This window comes from Aquimarina brevivitae, from assembly GCF_004216895.1.
Classification (GTDB): domain Bacteria; phylum Bacteroidota; class Bacteroidia; order Flavobacteriales; family Flavobacteriaceae; genus Aquimarina; species Aquimarina brevivitae.
The window spans coordinates 1,332,959-1,354,464 of sequence record NZ_SGXE01000001.1; the positions used below are offsets into that span (position 1 = coordinate 1,332,959).

Annotated in this window: 35 protein-coding genes; all 35 read left to right on the top strand. The window is 37.0% G+C overall.

The features are described from left to right. The first annotated feature begins 6 nt into the window (after nucleotides 1–6). The 35 genes from rpsL (at nucleotide 7) to EV197_RS05835 (ending at nucleotide 21,435) form a co-directional block, all read left to right on the top strand. Nucleotides 7–381 (top strand): 30S ribosomal protein S12, encoded by a 375-nt coding sequence (gene rpsL / locus EV197_RS05665; RefSeq protein ID WP_024770883.1) that lies wholly within the window; start codon nucleotides 7–9, stop codon nucleotides 379–381. Nucleotides 382–404: 23 nt separating this feature from the next. After that, nucleotides 405–881, top strand: a complete 477-nt coding sequence (gene rpsG / locus EV197_RS05670; protein WP_130285757.1) for a 30S ribosomal protein S7 — start codon at nucleotides 405–407, stop codon at nucleotides 879–881. Nucleotides 882–884: 3 nt separating this feature from the next. Then, nucleotides 885–3,014 (top strand): elongation factor G, encoded by a 2,130-nt coding sequence (gene fusA / locus EV197_RS05675; protein ID WP_130285758.1) that lies wholly within the window; start codon nucleotides 885–887, stop codon nucleotides 3,012–3,014. 13 nt (nucleotides 3,015–3,027) lie between these two features. After that, the gene (gene rpsJ, locus EV197_RS05680) at nucleotides 3,028–3,333 is read left to right on the top strand and encodes a 30S ribosomal protein S10 (protein WP_010181931.1); all 306 of its coding nucleotides are present in this window, start codon (nucleotides 3,028–3,030) and stop codon (nucleotides 3,331–3,333) included. 171 nt (nucleotides 3,334–3,504) lie between these two features. Continuing rightward, complete coding sequence (rplC, locus tag EV197_RS05685; RefSeq protein ID WP_130285759.1) at nucleotides 3,505–4,122, top strand: 50S ribosomal protein L3; 618 nt, start codon at nucleotides 3,505–3,507, stop codon at nucleotides 4,120–4,122. After that, nucleotides 4,122–4,751 (top strand): 50S ribosomal protein L4, encoded by a 630-nt coding sequence (gene rplD / locus EV197_RS05690; RefSeq protein WP_130285760.1) that lies wholly within the window; start codon nucleotides 4,122–4,124, stop codon nucleotides 4,749–4,751. Before rplC ends, rplD begins: the two co-directional genes overlap by 1 nt. 5 nt (nucleotides 4,752–4,756) lie before the next feature. Next, the gene (rplW, locus tag EV197_RS05695) at nucleotides 4,757–5,047 is read left to right on the top strand and encodes a 50S ribosomal protein L23 (RefSeq protein ID WP_130285761.1); all 291 of its coding nucleotides are present in this window, start codon (nucleotides 4,757–4,759) and stop codon (nucleotides 5,045–5,047) included. Nucleotides 5,048–5,056: 9 nt separating this feature from the next. Next, entirely contained in the window at nucleotides 5,057–5,881 is an 825-nt protein-coding gene (gene rplB / locus EV197_RS05700) for a 50S ribosomal protein L2 (RefSeq protein WP_130285762.1), read from the top strand. A 6-nt stretch (nucleotides 5,882–5,887) separates the two neighbouring features. Continuing rightward, nucleotides 5,888–6,166, top strand: a complete 279-nt coding sequence (gene rpsS / locus EV197_RS05705; protein WP_013869040.1) for a 30S ribosomal protein S19 — start codon at nucleotides 5,888–5,890, stop codon at nucleotides 6,164–6,166. 8 nt (nucleotides 6,167–6,174) lie between these two features. Continuing rightward, entirely contained in the window at nucleotides 6,175–6,582 is a 408-nt protein-coding gene (gene rplV / locus EV197_RS05710; protein WP_130285763.1) for a 50S ribosomal protein L22, read from the top strand. A 10-nt stretch (nucleotides 6,583–6,592) separates the two neighbouring features. Continuing rightward, nucleotides 6,593–7,312: a 30S ribosomal protein S3 gene (gene rpsC, locus EV197_RS05715; protein WP_130285764.1), complete on the top strand. Its 720-nt coding sequence runs from the start codon at nucleotides 6,593–6,595 to the stop codon at nucleotides 7,310–7,312. Between the two features lie 20 nt (nucleotides 7,313–7,332). Continuing rightward, the gene (gene rplP / locus EV197_RS05720) at nucleotides 7,333–7,752 is read left to right on the top strand and encodes a 50S ribosomal protein L16 (RefSeq protein ID WP_130285765.1); all 420 of its coding nucleotides are present in this window, start codon (nucleotides 7,333–7,335) and stop codon (nucleotides 7,750–7,752) included. A 13-nt stretch (nucleotides 7,753–7,765) separates the two neighbouring features. Further along, nucleotides 7,766–7,960, top strand: a complete 195-nt coding sequence (rpmC, locus tag EV197_RS05725; protein WP_130285766.1) for a 50S ribosomal protein L29 — start codon at nucleotides 7,766–7,768, stop codon at nucleotides 7,958–7,960. Nucleotides 7,961–7,972: 12 nt separating this feature from the next. Beyond that, nucleotides 7,973–8,230, top strand: a complete 258-nt coding sequence (gene rpsQ, locus EV197_RS05730) for a 30S ribosomal protein S17 (RefSeq protein WP_130285767.1) — start codon at nucleotides 7,973–7,975, stop codon at nucleotides 8,228–8,230. Between the two features lie 2 nt (nucleotides 8,231–8,232). Then, the gene (rplN, locus tag EV197_RS05735) at nucleotides 8,233–8,601 is read left to right on the top strand and encodes a 50S ribosomal protein L14 (protein ID WP_130285768.1); all 369 of its coding nucleotides are present in this window, start codon (nucleotides 8,233–8,235) and stop codon (nucleotides 8,599–8,601) included. Between the two features lie 11 nt (nucleotides 8,602–8,612). Further along, nucleotides 8,613–8,924, top strand: a complete 312-nt coding sequence (gene rplX, locus EV197_RS05740; RefSeq protein ID WP_130285769.1) for a 50S ribosomal protein L24 — start codon at nucleotides 8,613–8,615, stop codon at nucleotides 8,922–8,924. Between the two features lie 2 nt (nucleotides 8,925–8,926). Continuing rightward, a complete protein-coding gene (rplE, locus tag EV197_RS05745) occupies nucleotides 8,927–9,478 on the top strand; it encodes a 50S ribosomal protein L5 (protein WP_130285770.1) in 552 nt (183 codons plus the stop codon). A 3-nt stretch (nucleotides 9,479–9,481) separates the two neighbouring features. Then, the gene (rpsN, locus tag EV197_RS05750) at nucleotides 9,482–9,751 is read left to right on the top strand and encodes a 30S ribosomal protein S14 (RefSeq protein ID WP_130285771.1); all 270 of its coding nucleotides are present in this window, start codon (nucleotides 9,482–9,484) and stop codon (nucleotides 9,749–9,751) included. Nucleotides 9,752–9,824: 73 nt separating this feature from the next. After that, the gene (rpsH, locus tag EV197_RS05755) at nucleotides 9,825–10,223 is read left to right on the top strand and encodes a 30S ribosomal protein S8 (RefSeq protein ID WP_130285772.1); all 399 of its coding nucleotides are present in this window, start codon (nucleotides 9,825–9,827) and stop codon (nucleotides 10,221–10,223) included. A 21-nt stretch (nucleotides 10,224–10,244) separates the two neighbouring features. Next, a complete protein-coding gene (rplF, locus tag EV197_RS05760) occupies nucleotides 10,245–10,787 on the top strand; it encodes a 50S ribosomal protein L6 (protein ID WP_130285773.1) in 543 nt (180 codons plus the stop codon). Between the two features lie 11 nt (nucleotides 10,788–10,798). Then, nucleotides 10,799–11,155 (top strand): 50S ribosomal protein L18, encoded by a 357-nt coding sequence (gene rplR, locus EV197_RS05765; protein WP_130285774.1) that lies wholly within the window; start codon nucleotides 10,799–10,801, stop codon nucleotides 11,153–11,155. A 6-nt stretch (nucleotides 11,156–11,161) separates the two neighbouring features. Then, complete coding sequence (rpsE, locus tag EV197_RS05770) at nucleotides 11,162–11,686, top strand: 30S ribosomal protein S5 (protein WP_130285775.1); 525 nt, start codon at nucleotides 11,162–11,164, stop codon at nucleotides 11,684–11,686. A 13-nt stretch (nucleotides 11,687–11,699) separates the two neighbouring features. Further along, a complete protein-coding gene (gene rpmD, locus EV197_RS05775) occupies nucleotides 11,700–11,879 on the top strand; it encodes a 50S ribosomal protein L30 (protein ID WP_130285776.1) in 180 nt (59 codons plus the stop codon). Between the two features lie 9 nt (nucleotides 11,880–11,888). Continuing rightward, on the top strand, nucleotides 11,889–12,341 hold the full coding sequence (gene rplO / locus EV197_RS05780) for a 50S ribosomal protein L15 (protein WP_130285777.1): 453 nt from the start codon (nucleotides 11,889–11,891) through the stop codon (nucleotides 12,339–12,341). A gap of 11 nt (nucleotides 12,342–12,352) precedes the next feature. Further along, nucleotides 12,353–13,708, top strand: a complete 1,356-nt coding sequence (gene secY / locus EV197_RS05785; protein WP_130285778.1) for a preprotein translocase subunit SecY — start codon at nucleotides 12,353–12,355, stop codon at nucleotides 13,706–13,708. Further along, nucleotides 13,708–13,923 carry a translation initiation factor IF-1 gene (gene infA / locus EV197_RS05790; protein WP_008613577.1) on the top strand — a complete coding sequence of 72 codons (216 nt, stop codon included), beginning with the start codon at nucleotides 13,708–13,710 and terminating at the stop codon, nucleotides 13,921–13,923. Before secY ends, infA begins: the two co-directional genes overlap by 1 nt. Before the next feature lie 110 nt (nucleotides 13,924–14,033). Further along, nucleotides 14,034–14,150, top strand: a complete 117-nt coding sequence (ykgO, locus tag EV197_RS05795) for a type B 50S ribosomal protein L36 (RefSeq protein WP_013621733.1) — start codon at nucleotides 14,034–14,036, stop codon at nucleotides 14,148–14,150. Between the two features lie 2 nt (nucleotides 14,151–14,152). Beyond that, a complete protein-coding gene (gene rpsM / locus EV197_RS05800) occupies nucleotides 14,153–14,527 on the top strand; it encodes a 30S ribosomal protein S13 (protein WP_130285779.1) in 375 nt (124 codons plus the stop codon). An 8-nt stretch (nucleotides 14,528–14,535) separates the two neighbouring features. Beyond that, nucleotides 14,536–14,919, top strand: coding sequence for a 30S ribosomal protein S11 (gene rpsK, locus EV197_RS05805; protein WP_130285780.1), 384 nt, complete (start codon nucleotides 14,536–14,538; stop codon nucleotides 14,917–14,919). Between the two features lie 128 nt (nucleotides 14,920–15,047). Then, entirely contained in the window at nucleotides 15,048–15,653 is a 606-nt protein-coding gene (gene rpsD / locus EV197_RS05810) for a 30S ribosomal protein S4 (RefSeq protein WP_130285781.1), read from the top strand. Between the two features lie 23 nt (nucleotides 15,654–15,676). After that, nucleotides 15,677–16,669, top strand: a complete 993-nt coding sequence (locus tag EV197_RS05815; protein ID WP_130285782.1) for a DNA-directed RNA polymerase subunit alpha — start codon at nucleotides 15,677–15,679, stop codon at nucleotides 16,667–16,669. 61 nt (nucleotides 16,670–16,730) lie between these two features. Then, nucleotides 16,731–17,234, top strand: a complete 504-nt coding sequence (gene rplQ / locus EV197_RS05820; RefSeq protein WP_130285783.1) for a 50S ribosomal protein L17 — start codon at nucleotides 16,731–16,733, stop codon at nucleotides 17,232–17,234. Between the two features lie 129 nt (nucleotides 17,235–17,363). After that, a complete protein-coding gene (gene carA / locus EV197_RS05825) occupies nucleotides 17,364–18,479 on the top strand; it encodes a glutamine-hydrolyzing carbamoyl-phosphate synthase small subunit (RefSeq protein ID WP_130285784.1) in 1,116 nt (371 codons plus the stop codon). A gap of 204 nt (nucleotides 18,480–18,683) precedes the next feature. Beyond that, the gene (gene eno, locus EV197_RS05830; protein ID WP_130285785.1) at nucleotides 18,684–19,976 is read left to right on the top strand and encodes a phosphopyruvate hydratase; all 1,293 of its coding nucleotides are present in this window, start codon (nucleotides 18,684–18,686) and stop codon (nucleotides 19,974–19,976) included. A gap of 172 nt (nucleotides 19,977–20,148) precedes the next feature. Continuing rightward, a complete protein-coding gene (locus EV197_RS05835) occupies nucleotides 20,149–21,435 on the top strand; it encodes a citrate synthase (protein ID WP_130285786.1) in 1,287 nt (428 codons plus the stop codon). Nucleotides 21,436–21,506 lie beyond the last annotated feature (71 nt).

Genomic DNA, 21,506 nt, shown 5'->3' on the forward strand with positions numbered 1-21,506 from the left:
CAAATTATGCCAACAATTTCACAATTAGTACGAAAAGGTAGAGCCAAAATAACTAAGAAGAGTAAATCGGCTGCTTTGGATTCGTGCCCGCAACGTCGCGGTGTGTGTACACGTGTTTATACTACTACGCCTAAAAAGCCTAACTCAGCAATGAGAAAGGTGGCGCGTGTTAGGTTAACTAACGGAAAGGAAGTAAACGCATACATCGGCGGAGAAGGACATAACCTCCAAGAGCACTCGATAGTATTAGTTAGAGGTGGAAGGGTAAAAGACTTACCGGGAGTTAGATATCACATCGTTCGTGGTGCTCTTGACACAGCAGGTGTTGAGGGAAGAACACAGCGTAGATCTAAATACGGAGCTAAACGCCCTAAAAAGTAATTAAAAACTTTTAAGAAGAAGACATGAGAAAAAGAAAGGCTAAAAAAAGACCTATTTTACCAGATCCACGTTTTAACGATCAGTTGGTGACTCGTTTTGTAAACATGATGATGTGGGATGGTAAAAAATCGGTAGCTTTTAAAATTTTCTACGATGCAATGGATATTGTAGAAGAGAAGAAACAAAACGATGAGAAGTCAGCATTAGAAATCTGGAAAGATGCATTGTCAAATGTAATGCCTCACGTAGAAGTAAGAAGTAGAAGAGTGGGTGGAGCTACTTTTCAAATTCCTAATCCAATCAGACCCGACCGTAAGATATCTACAGCAATGAAGTGGTTGATTCTTTATGCTCGTAAGAGAAATGAAAAATCAATGGCGCTTAGATTAGCTTCAGAGGTTATAGCGGCGGAGAAAGAAGAAGGAGCAGCTGTTAAGAAACGTGTAGATACGCATAAAATGGCTGAAGCAAACAAAGCATTCTCACACTTTAGATTTTAAAAAATGGCACAAAGAGATTTAAAATTTACAAGAAATATCGGAATTGCTGCGCACATTGACGCAGGAAAAACAACTACTACAGAGCGTATTTTATACTATACTGGAGTTAGTCATAAGATTGGTGAGGTGCACGATGGTGCTGCAACCATGGACTGGATGGAGCAAGAGCAGGAAAGAGGTATTACCATTACATCTGCTGCAACAACTTGTACGTGGAAATTTCCTATGGAAAATGCACAGCCATTACCAGAAACTAAAGATTATAACTTTAATATCATTGATACTCCGGGTCACGTTGACTTTACGGTAGAGGTAAACCGTTCTTTACGAGTGTTGGATGGTTTAGTTTTCTTATTTAGTGCTGTTGATGGTGTTGAGCCTCAATCAGAAACGAACTGGAGACTTGCAGACAACTATAAAGTACCACGTATTGGTTTTGTAAACAAAATGGACCGTCAGGGATCTAACTTTATGGCAGTATGTCAACAAGTTAAGGACATGCTTGGTTCTAACGCAGTGCCAATCGTAATGAATATCGGTGATGAAGCAGATTTTAAAGGAATTGTAGACTTAGTTAAAAACCGTGCAGTTATTTGGCACGATGAAACTCAAGGTGCAACTTTTGATGTTGTTGATATACCAGAAGAATTGAAAGCAGAAGCTGCTGAATTAAGAGGAAAGCTTATCGAAGAAGTTGCTGCTTATGACGAGAATTTGCTAGAAAAATATATGGAAGATGAAAACTCTATTACAGAAGATGAAGTGCATGCTGCACTTAGAGCTGCTGTAATGGATATGTCTATCATTCCTATGATTTGTGGTTCTGCATTTAAAAACAAGGGGGTTCAATTCCTTTTAGATGCAGTATGTCGTTACTTACCTTCTCCAGTAGATAAGGAAGGTATTGTAGGGATAAACCCTGATACAGAAAAGGAAGAAATACGTAAACCTGATGTTAGTGAACCATTCGCTGCTTTAGCTTTTAAAATTGCTACCGATCCTTTCGTTGGGCGTTTAGCATTCTTTAGAGCGTACTCAGGAAGATTAGATGCTGGATCTTACATTTTAAATAACAGATCTGGTAAAAAAGAGCGTATCTCTCGTATATACCAAATGCACTCTAATAAACAAAATGCAATCGATTTTATCGAAGCTGGTGATATTGGAGCAGCGGTTGGATTTAAAGATATCAAAACTGGTGACACGATGACTGACGAAAAGCATCCACTTGTTTTGGAATCTATGGATTTCCCTGATCCGGTAATTGGTATAGCGGTAGAACCAAAAACAAAAGCTGACGTTGATAAATTAGGTATGGCTTTGGCAAAACTTGCTGAAGAAGATCCAACATTTACTGCAAGAACAGATGAAGCTTCAGGTCAGACTATTATTTCTGGAATGGGAGAGCTTCACTTAGATATTATTGTAGACCGTCTTAAGCGTGAGTTTAAGGTAGAGGTAAACCAAGGTCAGCCTCAGGTAGAATATAAAGAAGCGATTACTGCTAAGGCAGAACATAGAGAAGTTTACAAAAAACAATCTGGTGGTCGTGGTAAATTCGCAGATATTGTATTCACTATGGAACCAGCTGAAGAAGGTAAACAAGGACTTGAATTCGTATCTGAAATTAAAGGTGGTAACGTTCCTAAGGAATTTATCCCTTCAGTAGAAAAAGGATTTAAAGAAGCTATGAAAAATGGTCCTTTAGCAGGATATGAGATGGACGCTATGAAAGTAACTCTTACAGATGGTTCGTACCACGATGTGGATTCTGACCAATTATCGTTCGAGTTAGCGGCAAAAATGGGTTATAAAGCTGCGGCTAAAGCTGCAAGAGCCGTTATCATGGAACCAATGATGAAATTAGAAGTATTAACTCCCGAAGAAAATATGGGGGATATAGTAGGAGACCTTAACAGAAGAAGAGGACAGGTTAACGATATGAGTGACCGCTCTGGTTCTAAGGTTGTAAAAGCTATAGTGCCTTTATCAGAAATGTTTGGATACGTTACGGCGTTAAGAACATTATCCTCAGGTAGAGCTACTTCAACAATGGAATTTTCTCACTATGCAGAGACTCCTTCAAATATAGCTGAAGAAGTAATTGCTGCTGCAAAAGGAGTTAACGCTTAATTATTTACAGAAAATGAGTCAAAAAATCAGAATAAAACTAAAGTCTTACGATCATAACCTAGTAGATAAATCTGCAGAGAAAATCGTAAAGACGGTAAAAAGTACAGGTGCTGTAGTAACAGGACCGATACCATTACCAACTCATAAAAAGATTTTTACAGTTCTTAGATCACCACACGTAAACAAAAAGTCTAGAGAGCAATTTCAATTAAGCTCTTACAAAAGACTTTTGGATATCTACAGTTCTTCGTCAAAAACAATTGATGCTTTGATGAAGCTGGAATTACCAAGTGGGGTAGAAGTAGAGATCAAAGTATAAAAGGGTTTATTTAGGGGTGGTGATCAAACATCATCCCTAATAACACATGTCCCAAGCTGCGTGCAAGGGAAAAACGGCAAAAATACATTCAGGGTTGAAGGTGTTTTGACCCTATTTTTTTGCAAAGAAATGAGTTGTTAAAAAGAGAATAAATTTAAATAATTAATAAATATGTCTGGGTTAATAGGAAAAAAGATCGGTATGACCAGCATTTTCGACGAAAATGGAAAGAACATTCCATGTACAGTAATCGAAGCTGGCCCATGTATCGTTACCCAAGTCAGAACCAATGAAACTGATGGCTATGACGCTGTACAGTTAGGTTTCGATGACAAAGCAGACAAAAACGCTACTAAAGCTGAGTTAGGTCACTTTAAGAAAGCTGGTACTGCTGCAAAACGTCAAGTAATCGAATTCAAAGGTTTTGAGGAGGAGTACAAGTTAGGTGATACAATTACAGTTGAGCACTTCACTGAAGGTGAGTTTGTAGATGTATCCGGAGTCTCTAAAGGAAAAGGATTCCAAGGAGTTGTTAAAAGACACGGTTTTGGTGGAGTAGGACAAGCTACTCACGGTCAACATAACCGTTTAAGAGCACCTGGTTCTATTGGAGCAGCTTCTTATCCAGCAAGGGTATTCAAAGGAATGCGAATGGCCGGCCGTATGGGAGGAGATAAAGTAAAAGTTGAAAATCTAAGAGTGTTAAAGGTAGTGCCTGAAAAGAATCTACTTGTGGTTAAGGGATGTGTTCCTGGGCACAAAAACGCTTACGTAACTATTCAGAAGTAATGAAAGTAGCAGTAGTTGATATCAAAGGAAAAGAAACCGGTAGAGAAGTAAGCTTGTCTACTGATGTTTTCGGTATAGAGCCAAACAATCATGCTGTTTACTTAGATGTTAAGCAGTATTTGGCGAACCAACGTCAAGGTACGCACAAGTCTAAAGAAAGAGCAGAGATTGTAGGTAGTACAAGAAAGATAAAAAAGCAAAAAGGAACCGGTACTGCCAGAGCAGGTAGTATTAAGTCACCTATCTTTAAAGGTGGAGGTAGAATTTTTGGTCCTAGACCAAGAAATTACGCTTTTAAATTAAATAAAAACCTAAAGAGGTTAGCACGTAAATCTGCTTTAAGTATTAAAGCAAATGACAAGGCTATTACCGTTATTGAGGACTTTAATTTCGATACTATTAAGACAAAGAATTTTGTGGAAGTAGTTAAGGCATTGGGACTTGAAGGTAAAAAATCTTTGTTTGTGTTGGGAGAGTCAAATAAAAATGTATATTTGTCGTCTCGTAATTTAAAAGATTCAGAAGTTGTAACTTCCTCAGATTTAAGTACTTACAAAATACTTAACGCAAACAAGGTAGTGCTTCTGGAAGGTTCTTTGAAAGGAATAGAAACGAATTTAAGTAAATAATCGTCATGAGTATCTTAGTAAAACCTATTATTACGGAAAAAGCTACAAGTGATAGTGAATTGTTAAATCGCTATGCTTTTGTAGTAAAGAAAAATGCGAATAAGGTAGAAATTAAGAAAGCTGTTGAGGCTACTTATGGTGTATCTGTTGAAAAAGTTCGCACAATAAATGTCCGTCCGGATCGCAAGGTTCGCTATACCAAAACTGGTATGGTCACTGGTAAAACAGCTGCTTATAAAAAAGCAATTGTACAGGTGGCGGAAGGTGAAGTAATTGATTTATATAGTAATCTTTAAGACTAGAAGATGTCAGTAAGAAAATTAAAACCAATTACCCCAGGTCAGCGTTTTAGAGTAGTTAATGGATTTGACGCAATAACTACTGATAAGCCGGAGAAAAGTTTATTAGCTCCGAAAAAAAGAACTGGTGGTAGAAACAGTCAAGGTAAGATGACCATACGCTACGTAGGTGGAGGTCACAAAAAGAGATATCGTATTATCGATTTCAAACGCGACAAGCAGGGTGTTCCTGCAACTGTTGCAAGTATCGAATACGATCCAAACAGAACTGCTTTTATAGCGCTTGTTAATTACCAGGATGGTGAGAAGCGTTATGTTATCGCTCAAAACGGTTTGCAAGTAGGTCAAAATATCGTATCAGGAAGCAATGTTGCTCCTGAGATCGGTAATGCAATGCCATTAAGCGATATTCCTCTAGGAACAATCATATCTTGTATAGAACTTCGTCCGGGTCAGGGTGCTGTAATGGCGCGTAGTGCTGGGTCTTTTGCTCAGTTAATGGCACGCGATGGAAAGTTTGCAACAGTGAAGTTACCTTCAGGTGAAGTAAGAATGATTCTAGCAACTTGTATGGCTACTATAGGAGCTGTATCTAACAGTGATCATCAGTTAATAGTTGGTGGTAAAGCTGGTAGAACAAGATGGCTGGGTCGTCGTCCAAGAACAAGACCGGTAGCAATGAACCCGGTGGATCACCCAATGGGTGGTGGTGAAGGACGTTCTTCTGGAGGTCATCCACGTTCTAGAAAAGGGTTGCCTGCTAAAGGTTATAGAACCCGTTCTAAGACAAAATCGAGTAATAAGTATATTGTAGAACGTAGAAAGAAATAATAAGATATGGCACGTTCATTAAAGAAAGGACCTTACGTTCACTATAAGTTAGAGAGAAAAGTAGCTGCTAATGTAGAGGCAAATAAAAAGACTGTTATCAAAACATGGTCAAGAGCTTCTATGATTACTCCTGACTTTGTAGGGCAAACAATTGCAGTTCACAATGGTCGCCAATTCGTACCTGTTTATGTAACAGAGAATATGGTAGGTCATAAATTAGGAGAATTTTCGCCAACCCGTTCGTTTAGAGGACACGCTGGTGCTAAAAATAAAGGTAAAAAATAATTTAAGCTATGGGAGTTCGTAAAAGAGAAATGGCAGAAAGAATTAAGGAAGAGAAAAAGCAAGTTGCTTTTGCTAAGCTTAATAACTGCCCTACGTCACCAAGAAAAATGCGTTTAGTTGCTGACTTGGTACGTGGTCAAAAAATTGAAAGAGCGCTTCATATTCTTAGATTTAGCCAAAAAGAAGCAGCACGTCGTTTAGAAAAACTGTTGCTTTCTGCAATTGCAAACTGGCAGGCGAAAAATGAAGACGCTAGCATTGAAGATGCTGATTTATTTATTAAGGAGATCCGTGTTGATGGAGGAAGTATGTTAAAAAGACTTCGTCCTGCACCACAAGGTCGAGCACATAGAATTAGAAAACGCTCTAACCACGTTACAATCGTATTAGGAGCAAACAATAATACACAAAGCTAATATAGACAGTATGGGACAGAAGACAAATCCAATCGGAAATCGCCTTGGTATTATCAGAGGATGGGAATCTAACTGGTACGGAGGTAATGACTACGGTGATAAGCTTGCCGAAGACGATAAGATTAGAAAGTACGTACACGCTCGTTTATCTAAAGCTAGTGTATCGAGAGTAATCATTGAGCGTACGCTTAAACTTGTAACCGTTACTATCACCACCGCAAGACCTGGTATTATTATCGGAAAAGGCGGTCAGGAGGTAGACAAGTTAAAAGAAGAGCTTAAAAAGATTACAGATAAGGAAGTTCAGATCAATATTTTTGAGATCAAAAGACCAGAACTAGATGCACATCTTGTAGCTTCAAGTGTTGCTCGTCAGATAGAAAATCGTATTTCTTACAGAAGAGCAATTAAAATGGCTATTGCAGCTGCAATGAGAATGAATGCAGAAGGTATCAAAATTCAGATCTCAGGACGTCTTAACGGTGCTGAAATGGCACGTTCAGAGTCTTACAAAGAAGGTAGAATTCCTTTATCAACATTTAGAGCTGACATCGATTATGCTTTAGTTGAAGCACACACTACTTATGGTAGATTAGGTGTTAAAGTATGGATCATGAAAGGCGAAGTATATGGTAAAAGAGAGCTTTCTCCTTTAGTAGGTCTTTCTAAGAAACAAGGGAAAGGCGACAAAGCAGGTAGAGGTGATAAGAAATCACGTCGTAGAAAGTAATTTTTTTAAAGTAAAGAACAATGTTACAGCCTAAAAGAACAAAATTCCGTAAGCAACAAAAAGGACGTATGAAAGGGATCTCTCAAAGAGGGCATCAACTTTCTAACGGGACTTTCGGAATCAAATCGCTAGAATCAAATTTTGTTACTGCTAGACAGATAGAAGCAGCACGTATTGCCGCTACTCGTTATATGAAAAGAGAGGGATCTCTGTGGATTAAAATTTTCCCAGACAAGCCGATCACTAAAAAGCCTCTTGAAGTACGTATGGGTAAAGGTAAAGGTAATGTGGAATACTGGGCAGCGGTAGTAAAACCGGGTAGAATCTTATTTGAAATAGGAGGTGTCTCTTTAGACATTGCAAGAGAAGCTTTACGTTTAGCTGCTCAAAAACTACCTGTAAAAACTAAGTTTATCGTAGCTAGAGATTATCAAGCTTAAATTCAAAGAAATTATGAAGCAATCAGAAGTAAAAGAAATATCTACAGCTGAATTACAAGAAGAACTTAGTAAAGCAAGAAAAGCGTATTCAGATTTAAGAATGGCGCATGCTATGTCTCCATTAGAAAATCCTTTACAATTACGTAAAGTAAGACGATCTATAGCGAGAATGGCCACTGAGCTGACAAAAAGAGAATTAAACGGTTAATTCTGCTGAAAGATGGAAAAAAGAAACTTAAGAAAAGAACGTATAGGTGTAGTTACCAGTAATAAAATGCAGAAATCTATTGTGGTTTCTGAAGTTAAACGAGTAAAACACCCGATGTACGGAAAGTTCGTGTTAAAAACGAAAAAATACGTTGCACACGACGAGAAAAACGACTGCAATATTGGTGATACTGTAAAGATCATGGAAACAAGACCTATGAGTAAAACCAAGTGCTGGAGATTAGTTGAAGTAATTGAAAGAGCGAAGTAATTATGGTACAACAAGAATCTAGATTAAAAGTAGCCGATAATACCGGAGCTAAAGAAGTATTAGTGATCCGTGTTTTAGGTGGTACAGGAAGAAGATACGCCTCTGTAGGTGACAAAATAGTTGTCAGTGTAAAAGAAGCTACTCCAAACGGAAACGTTAAAAAAGGAGCAGTATCTACTGCAGTTGTAGTTCGTACTAAGAAAGAAGTGCGCAGACCGGATGGTTCTTACATTCGTTTCGATGATAACGCTTGTGTTCTATTGAACGCAACCGGAGAAATGAGAGGAACACGTGTATTTGGTCCTGTAGCAAGAGAGCTTCGTGATAAGCAATTCATGAAGATTGTTTCACTAGCGCCAGAAGTGCTTTAAAATCGTATACAATGACAAAGCTAAAAATAAAATCAGGAGATACCGTAAAGGTTATTGCCGGTGACAATAAAGGTCAAGAAGGTAAGGTAATCAAGGTATTGAAAGATACTAACAAAGCGATTGTTGAGGGTATCAATATGGTGTCTAAGCATAAGAAGCCTAGTGCTACTAGTCCTCAAGGAGGAATCGTTAAACAAGAAGCGCCTATTCATATCTCTAACTTAGCATTGCTTACCGCTAAAGGTGAGACAACAAGAGTTGGATATCGAATGGAAGGAGATAAGAAAGTAAGATTTTCTAAAAAATCTAATGAAGTAATATAGTTATGGCTTATATCCCAAGATTAAAACAAGAGTATAAAGAAAGAGTAATTTCTGCTCTTACAGAAGAATATAGCTACGAAAACACAATGCAAGTACCAAAACTTAAGAAAATTGTTCTTAGTAGAGGTATCGGTGCTGCTGTAGCTGATAAAAAACTTATTGATCACGCGGTAGATGAGTTGACTAAAATTACAGGTCAAAAAGCTGTACCAACCATCTCTAAAAAGGATGTGGCAACATTTAAACTTCGTAAGGGAATGCCTATCGGAGCTAAAGTTACCCTTAGAGGAGAGAGAATGTACGAATTTTTAGACCGTTTAATTACTTCAGCATTACCACGTGTAAGAGATTTTAATGGAATCAAAGCAACAGGTTTTGATGGTAGAGGTAACTATTCTATGGGAATTACTGAACAAATTATTTTCCCAGAAATAGATATCGATAAAGTAAATAAAATTTCAGGAATGAATATTACTTTTGAAACTTCTGCTAACACTGATAAAGAAGCAAAATCGTTGTTAACAGAATTAGGTTTACCTTTTAAAAAGAATTAAAATATGGCTAAGGAATCAATGAAAGCCCGTGAGGTTAAGAGAGCTAAAATGGTAGAAAAGTATGCTGAGAAGCGCAAAGCTTTAAAAGAAGCTGGCGATTATGAAGCGCTACAAAAATTACCAAAAAATGCGTCTCCTATCCGTAAGCACAATAGATGTAAACTAACCGGAAGACCAAAAGGTTATATGAGACAATTTGGTATCTCCCGTGTTATGTTTAGAGAAATGGCAAACAATGGATTAATTCCGGGAGTGACAAAAGCTAGCTGGTAAAAAAAATTAAATTAATTGATATAAGGTTCGGTCTTTCAACAAAGCCGAAAACCAATATCATAAATACATAAGAATGAATACAGATCCTATTGCAGATTTTTTAACAAGAATAAGAAACGCCAACAGCGCTAAGCATAGAGTTGTTGAAATTCCAGCTTCTAAAGTTAAAAAAGAGATCACTAAAATATTATTCGATCAAGGATATATTTTAAGTTATAAATTTGAAGATAACACAGCTCAAGGAACGATCAAGATCGCATTAAAATACGATAAGATGACTAAAGAGCCTGTGATTAAAGACTTACAAAGAATCAGTAAGCCAGGTCTACGTAAGTATGCGGGAGCTAATGAAATCCCAAGAATACTTAACGGATTAGGTGTAGCGATTGTATCTACTTCTCACGGTGTAATGACGGGTAAGAAAGCCCAACAAGAGAATGTAGGTGGAGAAGTACTTTGTTACGTTTATTAACAGTATTAAAAGACAAAAGAAATGTCAAGAATAGGAAAAAATCCAGTAACTATTCCGTCTGGTGTCACTGTAGAAGTGAAAGGTAATGTTGTTACTGTTAAAGGAAAATTAGGAGAACTTACGCAAACTATTGACGATGTTGACGTCAAAGTTGAAGAAGGCCAGGTAATTGTTGAAAGACCAAGCGAAGCCAAAGATCATAAAGCTAAACACGGATTGTATAGAGCGTTGATCCAAAATATGGTACTTGGTGTTTCTGAAGGATTTACGAAACAATTAGAGCTTGTAGGGGTAGGATATAGAGCTACTAATCAAGGACAAAAACTTGATTTAGCACTAGGTTTTTCTCATAATATAGTAATCGATCTTGCTCCAGAAGTTAAGGTAGAGACTATATCAGAAAAAGGAAAGAACCCTATCGTAAAACTAACTTCGCACGATAAGCAGTTAGTAGGTCAGGTAGCCGCTAAGATTAGAGGCTTCCGTAAACCAGAACCTTACAAAGGAAAAGGAATTAAATTCGTAGGAGAACAATTAAGAAGAAAAGCAGGTAAGTCTGCATAATAAGAAACGACATGGCATTCTCAAAAGAATCAAGAAGATTAAAAATAAGAAAGCGTATCCGCGGTAGAGTAAGCGGTACAGAACAACGTCCTAGATTGTCTGTTTATAGAAGCAATAATGAAATCTATGCACAACTTATAGATGATGTGTCAGGTAAAACCATGGCAGCTGCTTCTTCAAGAGACAAAGACATTGCTTCAGCATCTGGAAATAAAGTTGAAATAGCAAACTTGGTTGGTAAATCACTTGCTGAAAAAGCTAAAAAAGCTGGTGTTGAAACAGTATCTTTCGATAGAGGAGGATATTTGTATCACGGAAGAGTAAAATCATTAGCTGAAGGAGCTAGAGAAGCAGGACTAAAATTCTAAGAAATTATGTATCAAAAATATAAAAACGCAGAATTAGTAAAACCAAGTGGACTAGAGCTTAAAGATCGTTTAGTTGGGGTACAACGTGTAACCAAAGTAACTAAAGGTGGTCGAGCATTCGGATTTTCTGCAATTGTAGTTGTAGGGGATGAAAACGGAGTCGTAGGACACGGATTAGGTAAATCTAAAGAAGTATCTGAAGCGATCGCTAAAGCGGTAGAAGATGCTAAGAAAAATTTAGTAAGAATACCATTGCACAAGGGTACTATCCCACACGAGCAAAAAGGTAAATACGGTGGAGCTAGAGTATTATTAATGCCAGCTGCAACGGGTACCGGGGTAATCGCTGGTGGAGCTATACGTGCCGTACTAGAATCAGTAGGTGTACACGATGTATTATCGAAAAATCAAGGATCGTCTAACCCACACAATGTCGTGAAAGCAACGTTTGATGCATTATTACAATTACGTAGTGCAGAGCAGGTAGCTGCTCAACGTGGTATTTCACTAGAGAAAGTGTTTAAAGGATAAAATATTAGGAACGATGGCAAAGATTAAAGTAAAAAAAGTAAAAAGTGCGATCAATCGTACTCAGAGCCAAAAGAGAACATTAGAAGCTCTTGGTTTAAAGAAGATCGGCCAGGTTGTGGAGCATGATGATACTCCTAATATCCTTGGAATGGTAAATAAAGTTAAACATTTAGTTTCGGTAGAAACAAAATAATATAAGCACATGGATTTAAGTAACTTAAAACCTGCTGCAGGTTCAGTAAAAAATAACGGTAAGCGAGTAGGTCGTGGTCAGGGTTCCGGTAAAGGTGGAACTGCTACCAGAGGACACAAAGGAGCTAAATCTCGTTCTGGATATTCTAAGAAAATTGGTTTCGAAGGTGGTCAAATGCCACTACAAAGACGTGTGCCAAAGTTTGGTTTCAACAACAGAAACAGAAAGGAATATCAAGGTATTAATTTAGATACCCTTCAGCGATTAGTTGACGAAGGTAAAATTAAAGATACCGTAGATTTAGGCGTTATAACTGCTACTCGTCTTGCAGGAAAGAATGATTTGGTAAAAATACTGGGAAGAGGTGAGTTAAAGGCAAAATTAAAAGTTTCCGCTCACAAATTTACAGCTACCGCAAAAGCAGCTATCGAAGCAGCCGGTGGTGAAGCAGTAACCATATAATATCATTTCTTATGAAATTTATTGATACAATAAAAAACGTTTGGAAAATAGAAGAGCTAAAGAACAGAATCCTGGTAACACTAGGACTGCTCTTAGTATATCGTTTTGGAGCTCAGGTGGTTTTACCAGGAGTAGATGCAGCACAGCTGGCTAATCTGGGTACACAAACTCAAGACGGTTTATTAGGTTTACTAAACGCTTTTACAGGTGGTGCCTTTGCTAACGCTTCGGTATTTGCATTAGGAATTATGCCATATATCTCGGCTTCTATTGTGGTACAGTTAATGGGAATTGCAATTCCTTATTTACAAAAACTACAAAAAGAGGGTGAAAGTGGTAGAAGAAAAATAAATCAAATTACAAGATGGCTTACCATAGCGATTACCTTAGTACAAGGACCTGGTTATATATATAACCTTGGTAGCACCTTACCTTCTGAGGCATTCGTGCTTGGAGAAGGTGGTGGTATAACAACCTTATTTGTTGTATCTTCCGTAATTATTTTAACAACAGGGTGTATTTTTGCCATGTGGTTAGGAGAAAAGATTACGGATAAAGGAATCGGAAATGGTATTTCCTTATTAATTATGGTGGGTATCATCGCTACTTTACCGCAGTCTTTTGTTCAGAATTTTATTTCAAGAACATCTGGATCAGAAGGTGGTGGCCTAATTATGGTACTTATTGAATTGGTAATTTGGTTTGTGATCATTTTAGCTTCTGTGTTGCTAGTAATGGCGGTGAGACAAGTGCCAGTGCAGTACGCAAGACGAAGTGCTTCTGGCGGATATGAGAAAAATGTTCAGGGATCACGTCAGTATATACCCTTAAAATTAAATGCATCAGGGGTAATGCCAATCATTTTTGCACAAGCAATTATGTTTATTCCAGGGCTTGTTTCCGGGCAGATGTCCGAGTCAGAAACAGCCCAAGGTGTTACAGCAGCATTTAGTGATATATTTGGATTTTGGTATAATTTAGTATTTGCATTACTCATAATTGTATTTACATACTTTTATACAGCAATTACAGTACCAACCAATAAAATGGCAGATGACCTTAAAAGAAGCGGTGGTTTCATTCCGGGCATTAGACCAGGTTCTGAGACAGCAGAATATCTAGATAGGATTATGTCACAAATTACCTTACCCGGTTCTGTATTCTTAGCGGTTATAGCAATTTTTCCTGCTATAGCAGTAAAGTTATTAAGTGTACAGCAAGGATGGGCACTGTTCTTTGGCGGAACGTCGTTGTTGATTATGGTAGGAGTTGCAATAGATACCATGCAGCAAGTAAATTCTTACTTGTTGAATAGACATTACGATGGACTAATGAAAACTGGTAAAAACAGAAAAGCAGTAGCATAATGGCAAAACAACCAGCAATAGAACAAGATGGTAGTATTATTGAAGCATTATCCAATGCAATGTTTCGTGTAGAACTTGAAAATGGGCACGTTGTAACGGCACACATCTCAGGGAAAATGCGAATGCATTATATCAAATTACTACCTGGAGACAAGGTAAAATTAGAAATGAGTCCTTATGATTTAACCAAGGCTCGTATAACGTATAGATACTAATCACAGAATAATTAGATAATTAAGATTTTTTTCTTACTTTTGCAGGCTGAAAAAAACTTGTTATCGATTCTTCCTGGAGGATTTATCCAAAGGGTAAAAAAAATAGAAAGATGAAAGTAAGAGCATCAATAAAAAAGAGAAGTGCCGAGTGCAAAATTGTGCGTCGAAAAGGCCGACTTTACGTAATTAATAAAAAGAATCCTAGATTTAAACAAAGACAAGGGTAATTATGGCTAGAATTGCAGGGGTAGATATACCTAAAAATAAACGTGGAGTTATAGCATTGACCTATATCTTCGGAATTGGAAAGAGTAGAGCTAAAGATATTTTAGCAACTGCTAAAGTAGACGAAGACATTAAAGTATCTGATTGGGATGATGATCAGATCGGTAAAATTCGTGAAGCTGTAGGAGAATTCACTATAGAAGGTGAATTACGTTCTGAAGTTTCATTGAGTATCAAGCGTCTAATGGATATTGGATGTTACAGAGGTATTCGTCACAGAGCTGGATTACCATTAAGAGGTCAACGTACTAAGAACAACTCTAGGACACGTAAAGGAAGAAGAAAAACAGTTGCTAACAAGAAAAAAGCAACTAAATAATAAGTAGTATGGCAAAGTCAACTTCAAAAAAACGTAAAGTAATTGTTGAGTCAGTAGGAGAAGCACACGTAACCGCTTCTTTTAACAACATTATTATTTCGTTAACGAATAAAAAAGGAGATGTTATATCTTGGTCTTCAGCTGGTAAAATGGGATTCAGAGGTTCTAAAAAGAACACTCCGTATGCTGCACAATTAGCTGCTGAGGATGCTGCTGCAGTGGCTTCAGAAGCAGGTCTTAAAAAAGTAAAAGTTTACGTAAAAGGACCTGGTAATGGAAGAGAGTCAGCAATTAGAACAATTCACAATGCAGGTATTGAGGTTACAGAAATTATCGATGTAACTCCATTACCACATAATGGATGTCGTCCTCCTAAAAGACGTAGAGTATAATAAAATATATCCCGGATCTCACGTTCGGGATCTTTTAATATCTAAAGTAATCTAATAACAGAGGGTTAACGATTATCGAAGGAAAGTGACCTTAATTCATAATCACCTCTACAATTTAATTTAAAGAAATGGCAAGATATACTGGTCCAAAGACAAAAATCGCTCGTAAGTTTGGAGAAGCGATTTTCGGAGACGATAAGTCTTTCGAAAAAAGAAATTACCCTCCTGGTCAACACGGAAACAACAGAAGGAGAGGAAAAAAGAGTGAATACGCTATCCAGTTAATGGAAAAGCAAAAAGCTAAATATACCTATGGTATACTAGAGCGTCAGTTCCGTAACCTTTTCGATAGAGCAACAAGAGCTCAGGGAATTACTGGTGAGGTTTTACTTCAATTATGTGAGTCTAGATTAGACAACGTAGTTTACAGAATGGGACTTTCAAACTCCAGAAGAGGAGCAAGACAGTTAGTATCTCATAGACACGTCACAGTAAACGGTGAATTGGTAAACATACCATCTTACCAGTTAAAAGCAGGTGATGTTGTAGGGGTAAGAGAAAAATCAAAGTCATTAGAGGTTATCGAAAATGCATTAGATGCAAGTAGCAATGTATACGAGTGGATAACTTTTAACAAGGATACAAAAGAAGGTACTTTTGTATCAGTTCCGGCAAGAGTGCAAATTCCGGAAAATATCAATGAGCAATTCATTGTCGAATTATACTCTAAATAATAACTCTTAGAAGAAACAACAACATGGCAATATTAAATTTTCAGAAGCCCGATAAAGTTATCATGATCGACTCCACAGAGTTCGATGGTAAATTTGAATTTAGACCATTAGAGCCTGGATATGGATTAACAGTTGGTAACGCTTTGCGAAGAGTTTTGCTATCTTCTTTAGAGGGATTCGCTATTACTTCATTACGTATTGAAGGAGTGGATCACGAGTTTTCTACAATATCTGGTGTCGTAGAAGATGTTACTGAAATTATCTTAAATCTAAAACAAGTTCGATTTAAAAGACAAATCGAAGATGTAGATAATGAGTCAGTAACTATTTCGATATCAGGACAGGAGCAGCTTACTGCTGGAGATTTTCAAAAATTTATTTCAGGTTTTCAGGTACTAAATCCAGATTTAGTAATCTGTAATATGGATAAAAAGGTGGCCTTAAACTTAGAGATTACAATCGAAAAGGGTAGAGGTTACGTTCCTGCTGAAGAAAATAAAAAAGCGAATGCTCCAATCGGTACTATATTTACAGATTCTATCTATACACCGATCAAAAATGTAAAATATAGCATAGAAAACTATCGTGTAGAGCAAAAAACAGACTACGAAAAATTAGTTTTTGAGATCGTAACAGATGGTTCAATTCATCCTAAAGATGCATTAACAGAAGCGGCTAAAATATTGATCCACCACTTTATGTTATTCTCTGACGAAAGAATTACACTTGAAGCGGATGAGATAGCGCAAACTGAAACATATGATGAAGAGTCTTTACATATGAGACAGTTGCTTAAAACTAAATTGATCGATATGGATCTTTCTGTACGTGCCTTAAACTGCTTAAAAGCAGCAGAGGTAGATACGTTAGGAGATCTTGTATCTTACAATAAAAATGACCTGATGAAGTTCCGTAACTTTGGTAAAAAGTCTTTAACTGAGCTTGAAGAGCTTGTAAACGTTAAAGGTTTAAACTTTGGTATGGACTTATCAAAATACAAATTAGATAAAGACTAATACGGCATAGTTTGCTCCTCATAAAGAGTAGAGGCAAGATGTCGATTAAACTAGAAATGTCATGAGACACGGAAAAAAAGTAAATCACCTAGGTAGAAAAACAGCACATCGCAAGGCGATGTTAGCTAACATGGCTTGTTCTTTAATTGAGCATAAGCGAATTAATACAACGGTAGCTAAAGCAAAAGCTTTAAAGCAGTTTGTAGAGCCATTAGTTACTAAAGCTAAAACAGAAAACAATGATACCACTGCAGCTTCTACACACAATAGAAGAATAGTGTTTAGCAAACTTAGAAACAAGTATGCGGTTAGTGAGTTGTTTGGTGATGTAGCACAAAAGGTAGGTGATCGTCCAGGAGGATATACCAGAATTATTAAATTAGGAAATCGATTAGGAGATAATGCTGATATGGCGATGATCGAATTAGTTGATTTCAATGAAATCTATAACGCTGGTAAGCCTGCTAAGAAGAAGTCAACACGAAGAGGAAGAAGAAAAAAGTCTGATGATGCTAAACCAGAAGCGTCAAAAGCAGAGACTTCTAAATCTGAAGAAGAGGAATAAATGATAAAATGTGAATTACACATATTTAAAAAAGGATAAGCGTTCATCGTTTATCCTTTTTTTTTAATTAATACATACATTGAAAGGTTTTGTTTCTACCTTTATAGAAGCATTAAATTATACACGGTTATGAAATATCAATCTCGAAAAAAAGCAATTGTATTACTGGCGGACGGTACTATTTTTTATGGTAAGGCTGTAGGAAAAGAAGGAACAGCATTTGGAGAAGTGTGTTTTAACACTGGTATGACAGGATACCAGGAGATTTTCACGGACCCTTCTTACTATGGTCAGTTGATGGTAACAACGAATGCACATATTGGTAACTACGGAACAAATGAGGATGAAGTTGAATCGGATTCTATTAAAATTGCCGGTCTTATCGTTAAAAACTTTAGTTACGTTTATTCAAGAGAAAACGCGGAGGGATCCCTAGAAACTTTTCTTGAAAAAAATAACTTACTCGCTATTTCAGATGTAGATACCAGAGCATTGGTAAGTTATATTAGAGAAAATGGTGCAATGAATGCCTTAATCTCTACTGAGATTGATGATATTGATAAATTGAAAAAAGATCTTGCAGCAGTGCCGGATATGAACGGACTTGAACTCGCCTCTAAGGTGTCAACAAAAGAACCTTACTTTTTTGGTAATCCAGAAGCAAAATATAAAGTGTCAGCCTTAGATCTAGGGATTAAAAAGAACATTTTAAGAAATTTGGCAAAACGAGATGTGTATGTAAAAGTGTTTCCTTATGATGCATCATTTGAAGAAATGAGCGAATGGAATCCTGATGGATATTTCTTATCAAACGGGCCAGGGGATCCAGAACCTTTAAAACAAGTGATCGATACCGCTAAAGAGATCATCGCAAAAGATTTACCGCTGTTTGGGATTTGTCTAGGTCATCAAATTATTGCTCTAGCTAATGGTATTAGTACTTTCAAAATGCATCACGGGCATAGAGGAATAAACCACCCTGTAAAGAACTTAATTACTGGTAAAGGAGAAATTACATCGCAAAACCACGGTTTCTCTATTAACCGAGAAGAAACAGAAGAGAATCCAGAATTAGAAATGACTCACCTACATTTAAATGATGATACCGTGATGGGTATTAAGATGAAAAATAAAAATTGCTTTTCTGTACAATACCACCCAGAAGCTGGCCCAGGGCCAAATGATGCAGTGTACCTATTTGATCAGTTTATTGACAATATGAGTGCTGCAAAGGTATCAGTATAGGAGTTATTTTAGCATACGAATTATAGGTAAACAACGAATAGGCAAGAGCACTTTTAACGAGGTGCTCTTCCTATAACGTTATAGTTTATAAATCTTGCTTTTTTCTATTAAATCATAAATAAATTAAGGGTTTTTCAAGGGCGTTAAAATTTTAGCGTTTTGTATATTGCATAGAATTAAATTATCCAACAAAAAATAAAAAACATGAGTGTAATTATTAATATTCACGCAAGACAAATCTTGGATTCTAGGGGTAACCCAACTGTAGAAGTAGATGTAATAACAGATAATGGAGTGTTAGGACGAGCCGCAGTACCTTCAGGCGCCTCAACAGGGGAACATGAGGCTGTAGAGTTAAGAGATGGGGGTTCTAGTTTTATGGGTAAAGGCGTTTCTAAAGCAGTAGATAATGTTAATACTGCTATAGCTGAAGAGCTTTTAGGATATTCTGTGTTTGATCAAAACTTAATAGATCAAACCATGATCGAATTAGATGGAACACCAAATAAATCTAAGTTGGGAGCTAATGCAATATTAGGAGTATCCTTAGCTGTCGCAAAAGCTGCTGCAAATGAATTAAATATGCCTTTGTATCGTTATGTAGGTGGAGTAAGTGCCAATACCCTACCGGTACCAATGATGAATATTATTAATGGAGGTTCACATAGTGATGCTCCTATAGCTTTTCAGGAGTTTATGGTGATGCCTGTAAAGGCAAAAAACTTTTCGCAAGCCATGCAGATGGGAACAGAGATTTTTCACCATCTCAAAAAAGTATTACACGATAGAGGATTAAGCACCGCTGTGGGTGATGAAGGAGGTTTTGCACCTACCTTAAACGGTACAGAGGATGCCTTGGATTCTATAGCTTTAGCCGTTAAAAATGCAGGCTATAAATTTGGTGAAGAAATCATGGTGGCCTTAGATTGCGCCGCAGCTGAGTTTTATGTAAATGGAGCCTATGACTATTCAAAGTTTGAAGGAGATCAGGGTAAAGTAAGAACTAGCGAAGAGCAAGCCGATTATCTTGCAGAGTTAGCTTCAAAATATCCTATTATTTCCATTGAAGATGGAATGGATGAAAATGATTGGGATGGTTGGAAATATTTAACAGATAAAATCGGTAAAACAGTTCAGTTAGTAGGAGATGATCTATTTGTAACTAACGTGGAGCGGTTATCAAGAGGAATCAAAAATTCTATCGCCAATTCTATTTTGATTAAAGTAAATCAGATCGGAACATTGACAGAAACCATAGCAGCAGTAAACATGGCACATAATGCAGGTTATACTTCTGTGATGTCTCATCGCTCTGGCGAAACTGAAGATAATACGATTGCTGATTTAGCAGTGGCTTTAAATACAGGTCAAATTAAAACAGGATCTGCTTCTCGTAGTGACCGTATGGCAAAATATAACCAATTATTGCGAATCGAAGAGGAATTAGGTTCAGTGGCCTATTACCCCCAAGAAAGTGCCTTCAAGGTAAAAAAATAACCAAAATTTTACAGTTTGATAAAGAGAGTTAGGAGTAACTCTCTTTTTTTTGTCATTTATGCTATAAAATTCACTTTTCCAATAAAATTGGCATCGTGATTAATAATATATTAACAGTATATTTCTTAATTTAGCAGACCTTTTAAAAATAGTAAAAACTCTATAAATAGATATGTCAAAAACAGCAACGTTAGAAATAGACGGTAAAAAATATGAGTTTCCGGTTATTAAGGGAACAGAAGATGAATACGGAATTGATATTAAAACATTACGAAGCGATTCCGGTGGTATAATTACAATTGATCCAGGTTATAAAAATACAGGAAGTTGTGAGAGTGCTATAACTTTTCTTGATGGAGAGAAAGGAATCTTGAGATACCGAGGATATTCTATTGAAGAGTTAGCGGAAAAGGCAGACTTTTTAGAGGTAGCCTATCTACTTATTTTTGGTGAATTACCAACCAAAGCGCAATTGGATAAATTTAATAATGATATCAAGGAGCAGTCAGAGGTAGATGAGGACATGAAAAAGATCCTTGATGGTTTTCCAAAGACCGCTCATCCAATGGGTGTATTGTCTTCTTTGACTAGTGCGTTGATAGCGTTCAATCCATCATCTGTTGACGTTAGTTCTGAGGAAGCAATGTACAAAGCCATCGTTAAAATTATGGCTAAATTCCCAGTCTTAGCGGCGTGGACGATGAGAAAAATTAAAGGGTTACCCTTGGACTATGGTGATGATTCTTTAGGGTATGTAGAGAATTTCCATAAGATGATGCTGTCTAAACCGAATAAAGGCTATGAGGCTAATCAGATCGTATATGATGCTTTAGATAAACTATTAATCTTACACGCAGATCACGAACAAAACTGCTCTACCTCTACGGTGCGGATAGTTGGATCTTCTCACGCTGGTTTATTTGCATCGCTTTCTGCTGGTATTTCAGCATTATGGGGACCACTTCATGGAGGTGCAAACCAAGCGGTAATTGAAATGTTAGAAGCTATTAAAGCAGATGGAGGAGATACCGCAAAATATATAGCAAAAGCAAAAGACAAGAACGATCCGTTTAGGTTAATGGGATTCGGACATCGAGTTTATAAGAACTTTGATCCTAGAGCAAAGATTATCAAAACAGCAGCAGAGGAAGTATTAGGTGATCTAGGAATAGAAGATCCTGTACTAGATATTGCCAAAGGATTGGCTGATGTAGCCTTAAACGATGAATACTTTGTAAGTAGAAAATTATATCCAAATGTTGATTTCTATTCCGGTATAATTTACAGAGCATTAGGTATACCAACAGAAATGTTTACCGTAATGTTTGCGGTTGGTAGATTACCAGGCTGGATTGCTCAATGGAGAGAGATGAGACTTAGAAAAGAACCAATTGGTAGACCAAGACAAATATATATAGGTGAAAATCATAGAGATTTTAAACCAATTGATCAAAGATAATTGAATACTAAAAAGGTGATGTTTTAACATCGCCTTTTTTATGAGTTTTGAATTCGTAATCATCCAACCTT

What these genes read in the sequence shown, in the direction of transcription:
- rpsL (WP_024770883.1), top strand. Translation starts at nt 7, where the DNA reads ATGCCAACAATTTCACAATTAGTACGAAAAGGTAGAGCCAAAATAACT.
- rpsG (WP_130285757.1), top strand. Translation starts at nt 405, where the DNA reads ATGAGAAAAAGAAAGGCTAAAAAAAGACCTATTTTACCAGATCCACGT.
- fusA (WP_130285758.1), top strand. Translation starts at nt 885, where the DNA reads ATGGCACAAAGAGATTTAAAATTTACAAGAAATATCGGAATTGCTGCG.
- rpsJ (WP_010181931.1), top strand. Translation starts at nt 3,028, where the DNA reads ATGAGTCAAAAAATCAGAATAAAACTAAAGTCTTACGATCATAACCTA.
- rplC (WP_130285759.1), top strand. Translation starts at nt 3,505, where the DNA reads ATGTCTGGGTTAATAGGAAAAAAGATCGGTATGACCAGCATTTTCGAC.
- rplD (WP_130285760.1), top strand. Translation starts at nt 4,122, where the DNA reads ATGAAAGTAGCAGTAGTTGATATCAAAGGAAAAGAAACCGGTAGAGAA.
- rplW (WP_130285761.1), top strand. Translation starts at nt 4,757, where the DNA reads ATGAGTATCTTAGTAAAACCTATTATTACGGAAAAAGCTACAAGTGAT.
- rplB (WP_130285762.1), top strand. Translation starts at nt 5,057, where the DNA reads ATGTCAGTAAGAAAATTAAAACCAATTACCCCAGGTCAGCGTTTTAGA.
- rpsS (WP_013869040.1), top strand. Translation starts at nt 5,888, where the DNA reads ATGGCACGTTCATTAAAGAAAGGACCTTACGTTCACTATAAGTTAGAG.
- rplV (WP_130285763.1), top strand. Translation starts at nt 6,175, where the DNA reads ATGGGAGTTCGTAAAAGAGAAATGGCAGAAAGAATTAAGGAAGAGAAA.
- rpsC (WP_130285764.1), top strand. Translation starts at nt 6,593, where the DNA reads ATGGGACAGAAGACAAATCCAATCGGAAATCGCCTTGGTATTATCAGA.
- rplP (WP_130285765.1), top strand. Translation starts at nt 7,333, where the DNA reads ATGTTACAGCCTAAAAGAACAAAATTCCGTAAGCAACAAAAAGGACGT.
- rpmC (WP_130285766.1), top strand. Translation starts at nt 7,766, where the DNA reads ATGAAGCAATCAGAAGTAAAAGAAATATCTACAGCTGAATTACAAGAA.
- rpsQ (WP_130285767.1), top strand. Translation starts at nt 7,973, where the DNA reads ATGGAAAAAAGAAACTTAAGAAAAGAACGTATAGGTGTAGTTACCAGT.
- rplN (WP_130285768.1), top strand. Translation starts at nt 8,233, where the DNA reads ATGGTACAACAAGAATCTAGATTAAAAGTAGCCGATAATACCGGAGCT.
- rplX (WP_130285769.1), top strand. Translation starts at nt 8,613, where the DNA reads ATGACAAAGCTAAAAATAAAATCAGGAGATACCGTAAAGGTTATTGCC.
- rplE (WP_130285770.1), top strand. Translation starts at nt 8,927, where the DNA reads ATGGCTTATATCCCAAGATTAAAACAAGAGTATAAAGAAAGAGTAATT.
- rpsN (WP_130285771.1), top strand. Translation starts at nt 9,482, where the DNA reads ATGGCTAAGGAATCAATGAAAGCCCGTGAGGTTAAGAGAGCTAAAATG.
- rpsH (WP_130285772.1), top strand. Translation starts at nt 9,825, where the DNA reads ATGAATACAGATCCTATTGCAGATTTTTTAACAAGAATAAGAAACGCC.
- rplF (WP_130285773.1), top strand. Translation starts at nt 10,245, where the DNA reads ATGTCAAGAATAGGAAAAAATCCAGTAACTATTCCGTCTGGTGTCACT.
- rplR (WP_130285774.1), top strand. Translation starts at nt 10,799, where the DNA reads ATGGCATTCTCAAAAGAATCAAGAAGATTAAAAATAAGAAAGCGTATC.
- rpsE (WP_130285775.1), top strand. Translation starts at nt 11,162, where the DNA reads ATGTATCAAAAATATAAAAACGCAGAATTAGTAAAACCAAGTGGACTA.
- rpmD (WP_130285776.1), top strand. Translation starts at nt 11,700, where the DNA reads ATGGCAAAGATTAAAGTAAAAAAAGTAAAAAGTGCGATCAATCGTACT.
- rplO (WP_130285777.1), top strand. Translation starts at nt 11,889, where the DNA reads ATGGATTTAAGTAACTTAAAACCTGCTGCAGGTTCAGTAAAAAATAAC.
- secY (WP_130285778.1), top strand. Translation starts at nt 12,353, where the DNA reads ATGAAATTTATTGATACAATAAAAAACGTTTGGAAAATAGAAGAGCTA.
- infA (WP_008613577.1), top strand. Translation starts at nt 13,708, where the DNA reads ATGGCAAAACAACCAGCAATAGAACAAGATGGTAGTATTATTGAAGCA.
- ykgO (WP_013621733.1), top strand. Translation starts at nt 14,034, where the DNA reads ATGAAAGTAAGAGCATCAATAAAAAAGAGAAGTGCCGAGTGCAAAATT.
- rpsM (WP_130285779.1), top strand. Translation starts at nt 14,153, where the DNA reads ATGGCTAGAATTGCAGGGGTAGATATACCTAAAAATAAACGTGGAGTT.
- rpsK (WP_130285780.1), top strand. Translation starts at nt 14,536, where the DNA reads ATGGCAAAGTCAACTTCAAAAAAACGTAAAGTAATTGTTGAGTCAGTA.
- rpsD (WP_130285781.1), top strand. Translation starts at nt 15,048, where the DNA reads ATGGCAAGATATACTGGTCCAAAGACAAAAATCGCTCGTAAGTTTGGA.
- EV197_RS05815 (WP_130285782.1), top strand. Translation starts at nt 15,677, where the DNA reads ATGGCAATATTAAATTTTCAGAAGCCCGATAAAGTTATCATGATCGAC.
- rplQ (WP_130285783.1), top strand. Translation starts at nt 16,731, where the DNA reads ATGAGACACGGAAAAAAAGTAAATCACCTAGGTAGAAAAACAGCACAT.
- carA (WP_130285784.1), top strand. Translation starts at nt 17,364, where the DNA reads ATGAAATATCAATCTCGAAAAAAAGCAATTGTATTACTGGCGGACGGT.
- eno (WP_130285785.1), top strand. Translation starts at nt 18,684, where the DNA reads ATGAGTGTAATTATTAATATTCACGCAAGACAAATCTTGGATTCTAGG.
- EV197_RS05835 (WP_130285786.1), top strand. Translation starts at nt 20,149, where the DNA reads ATGTCAAAAACAGCAACGTTAGAAATAGACGGTAAAAAATATGAGTTT.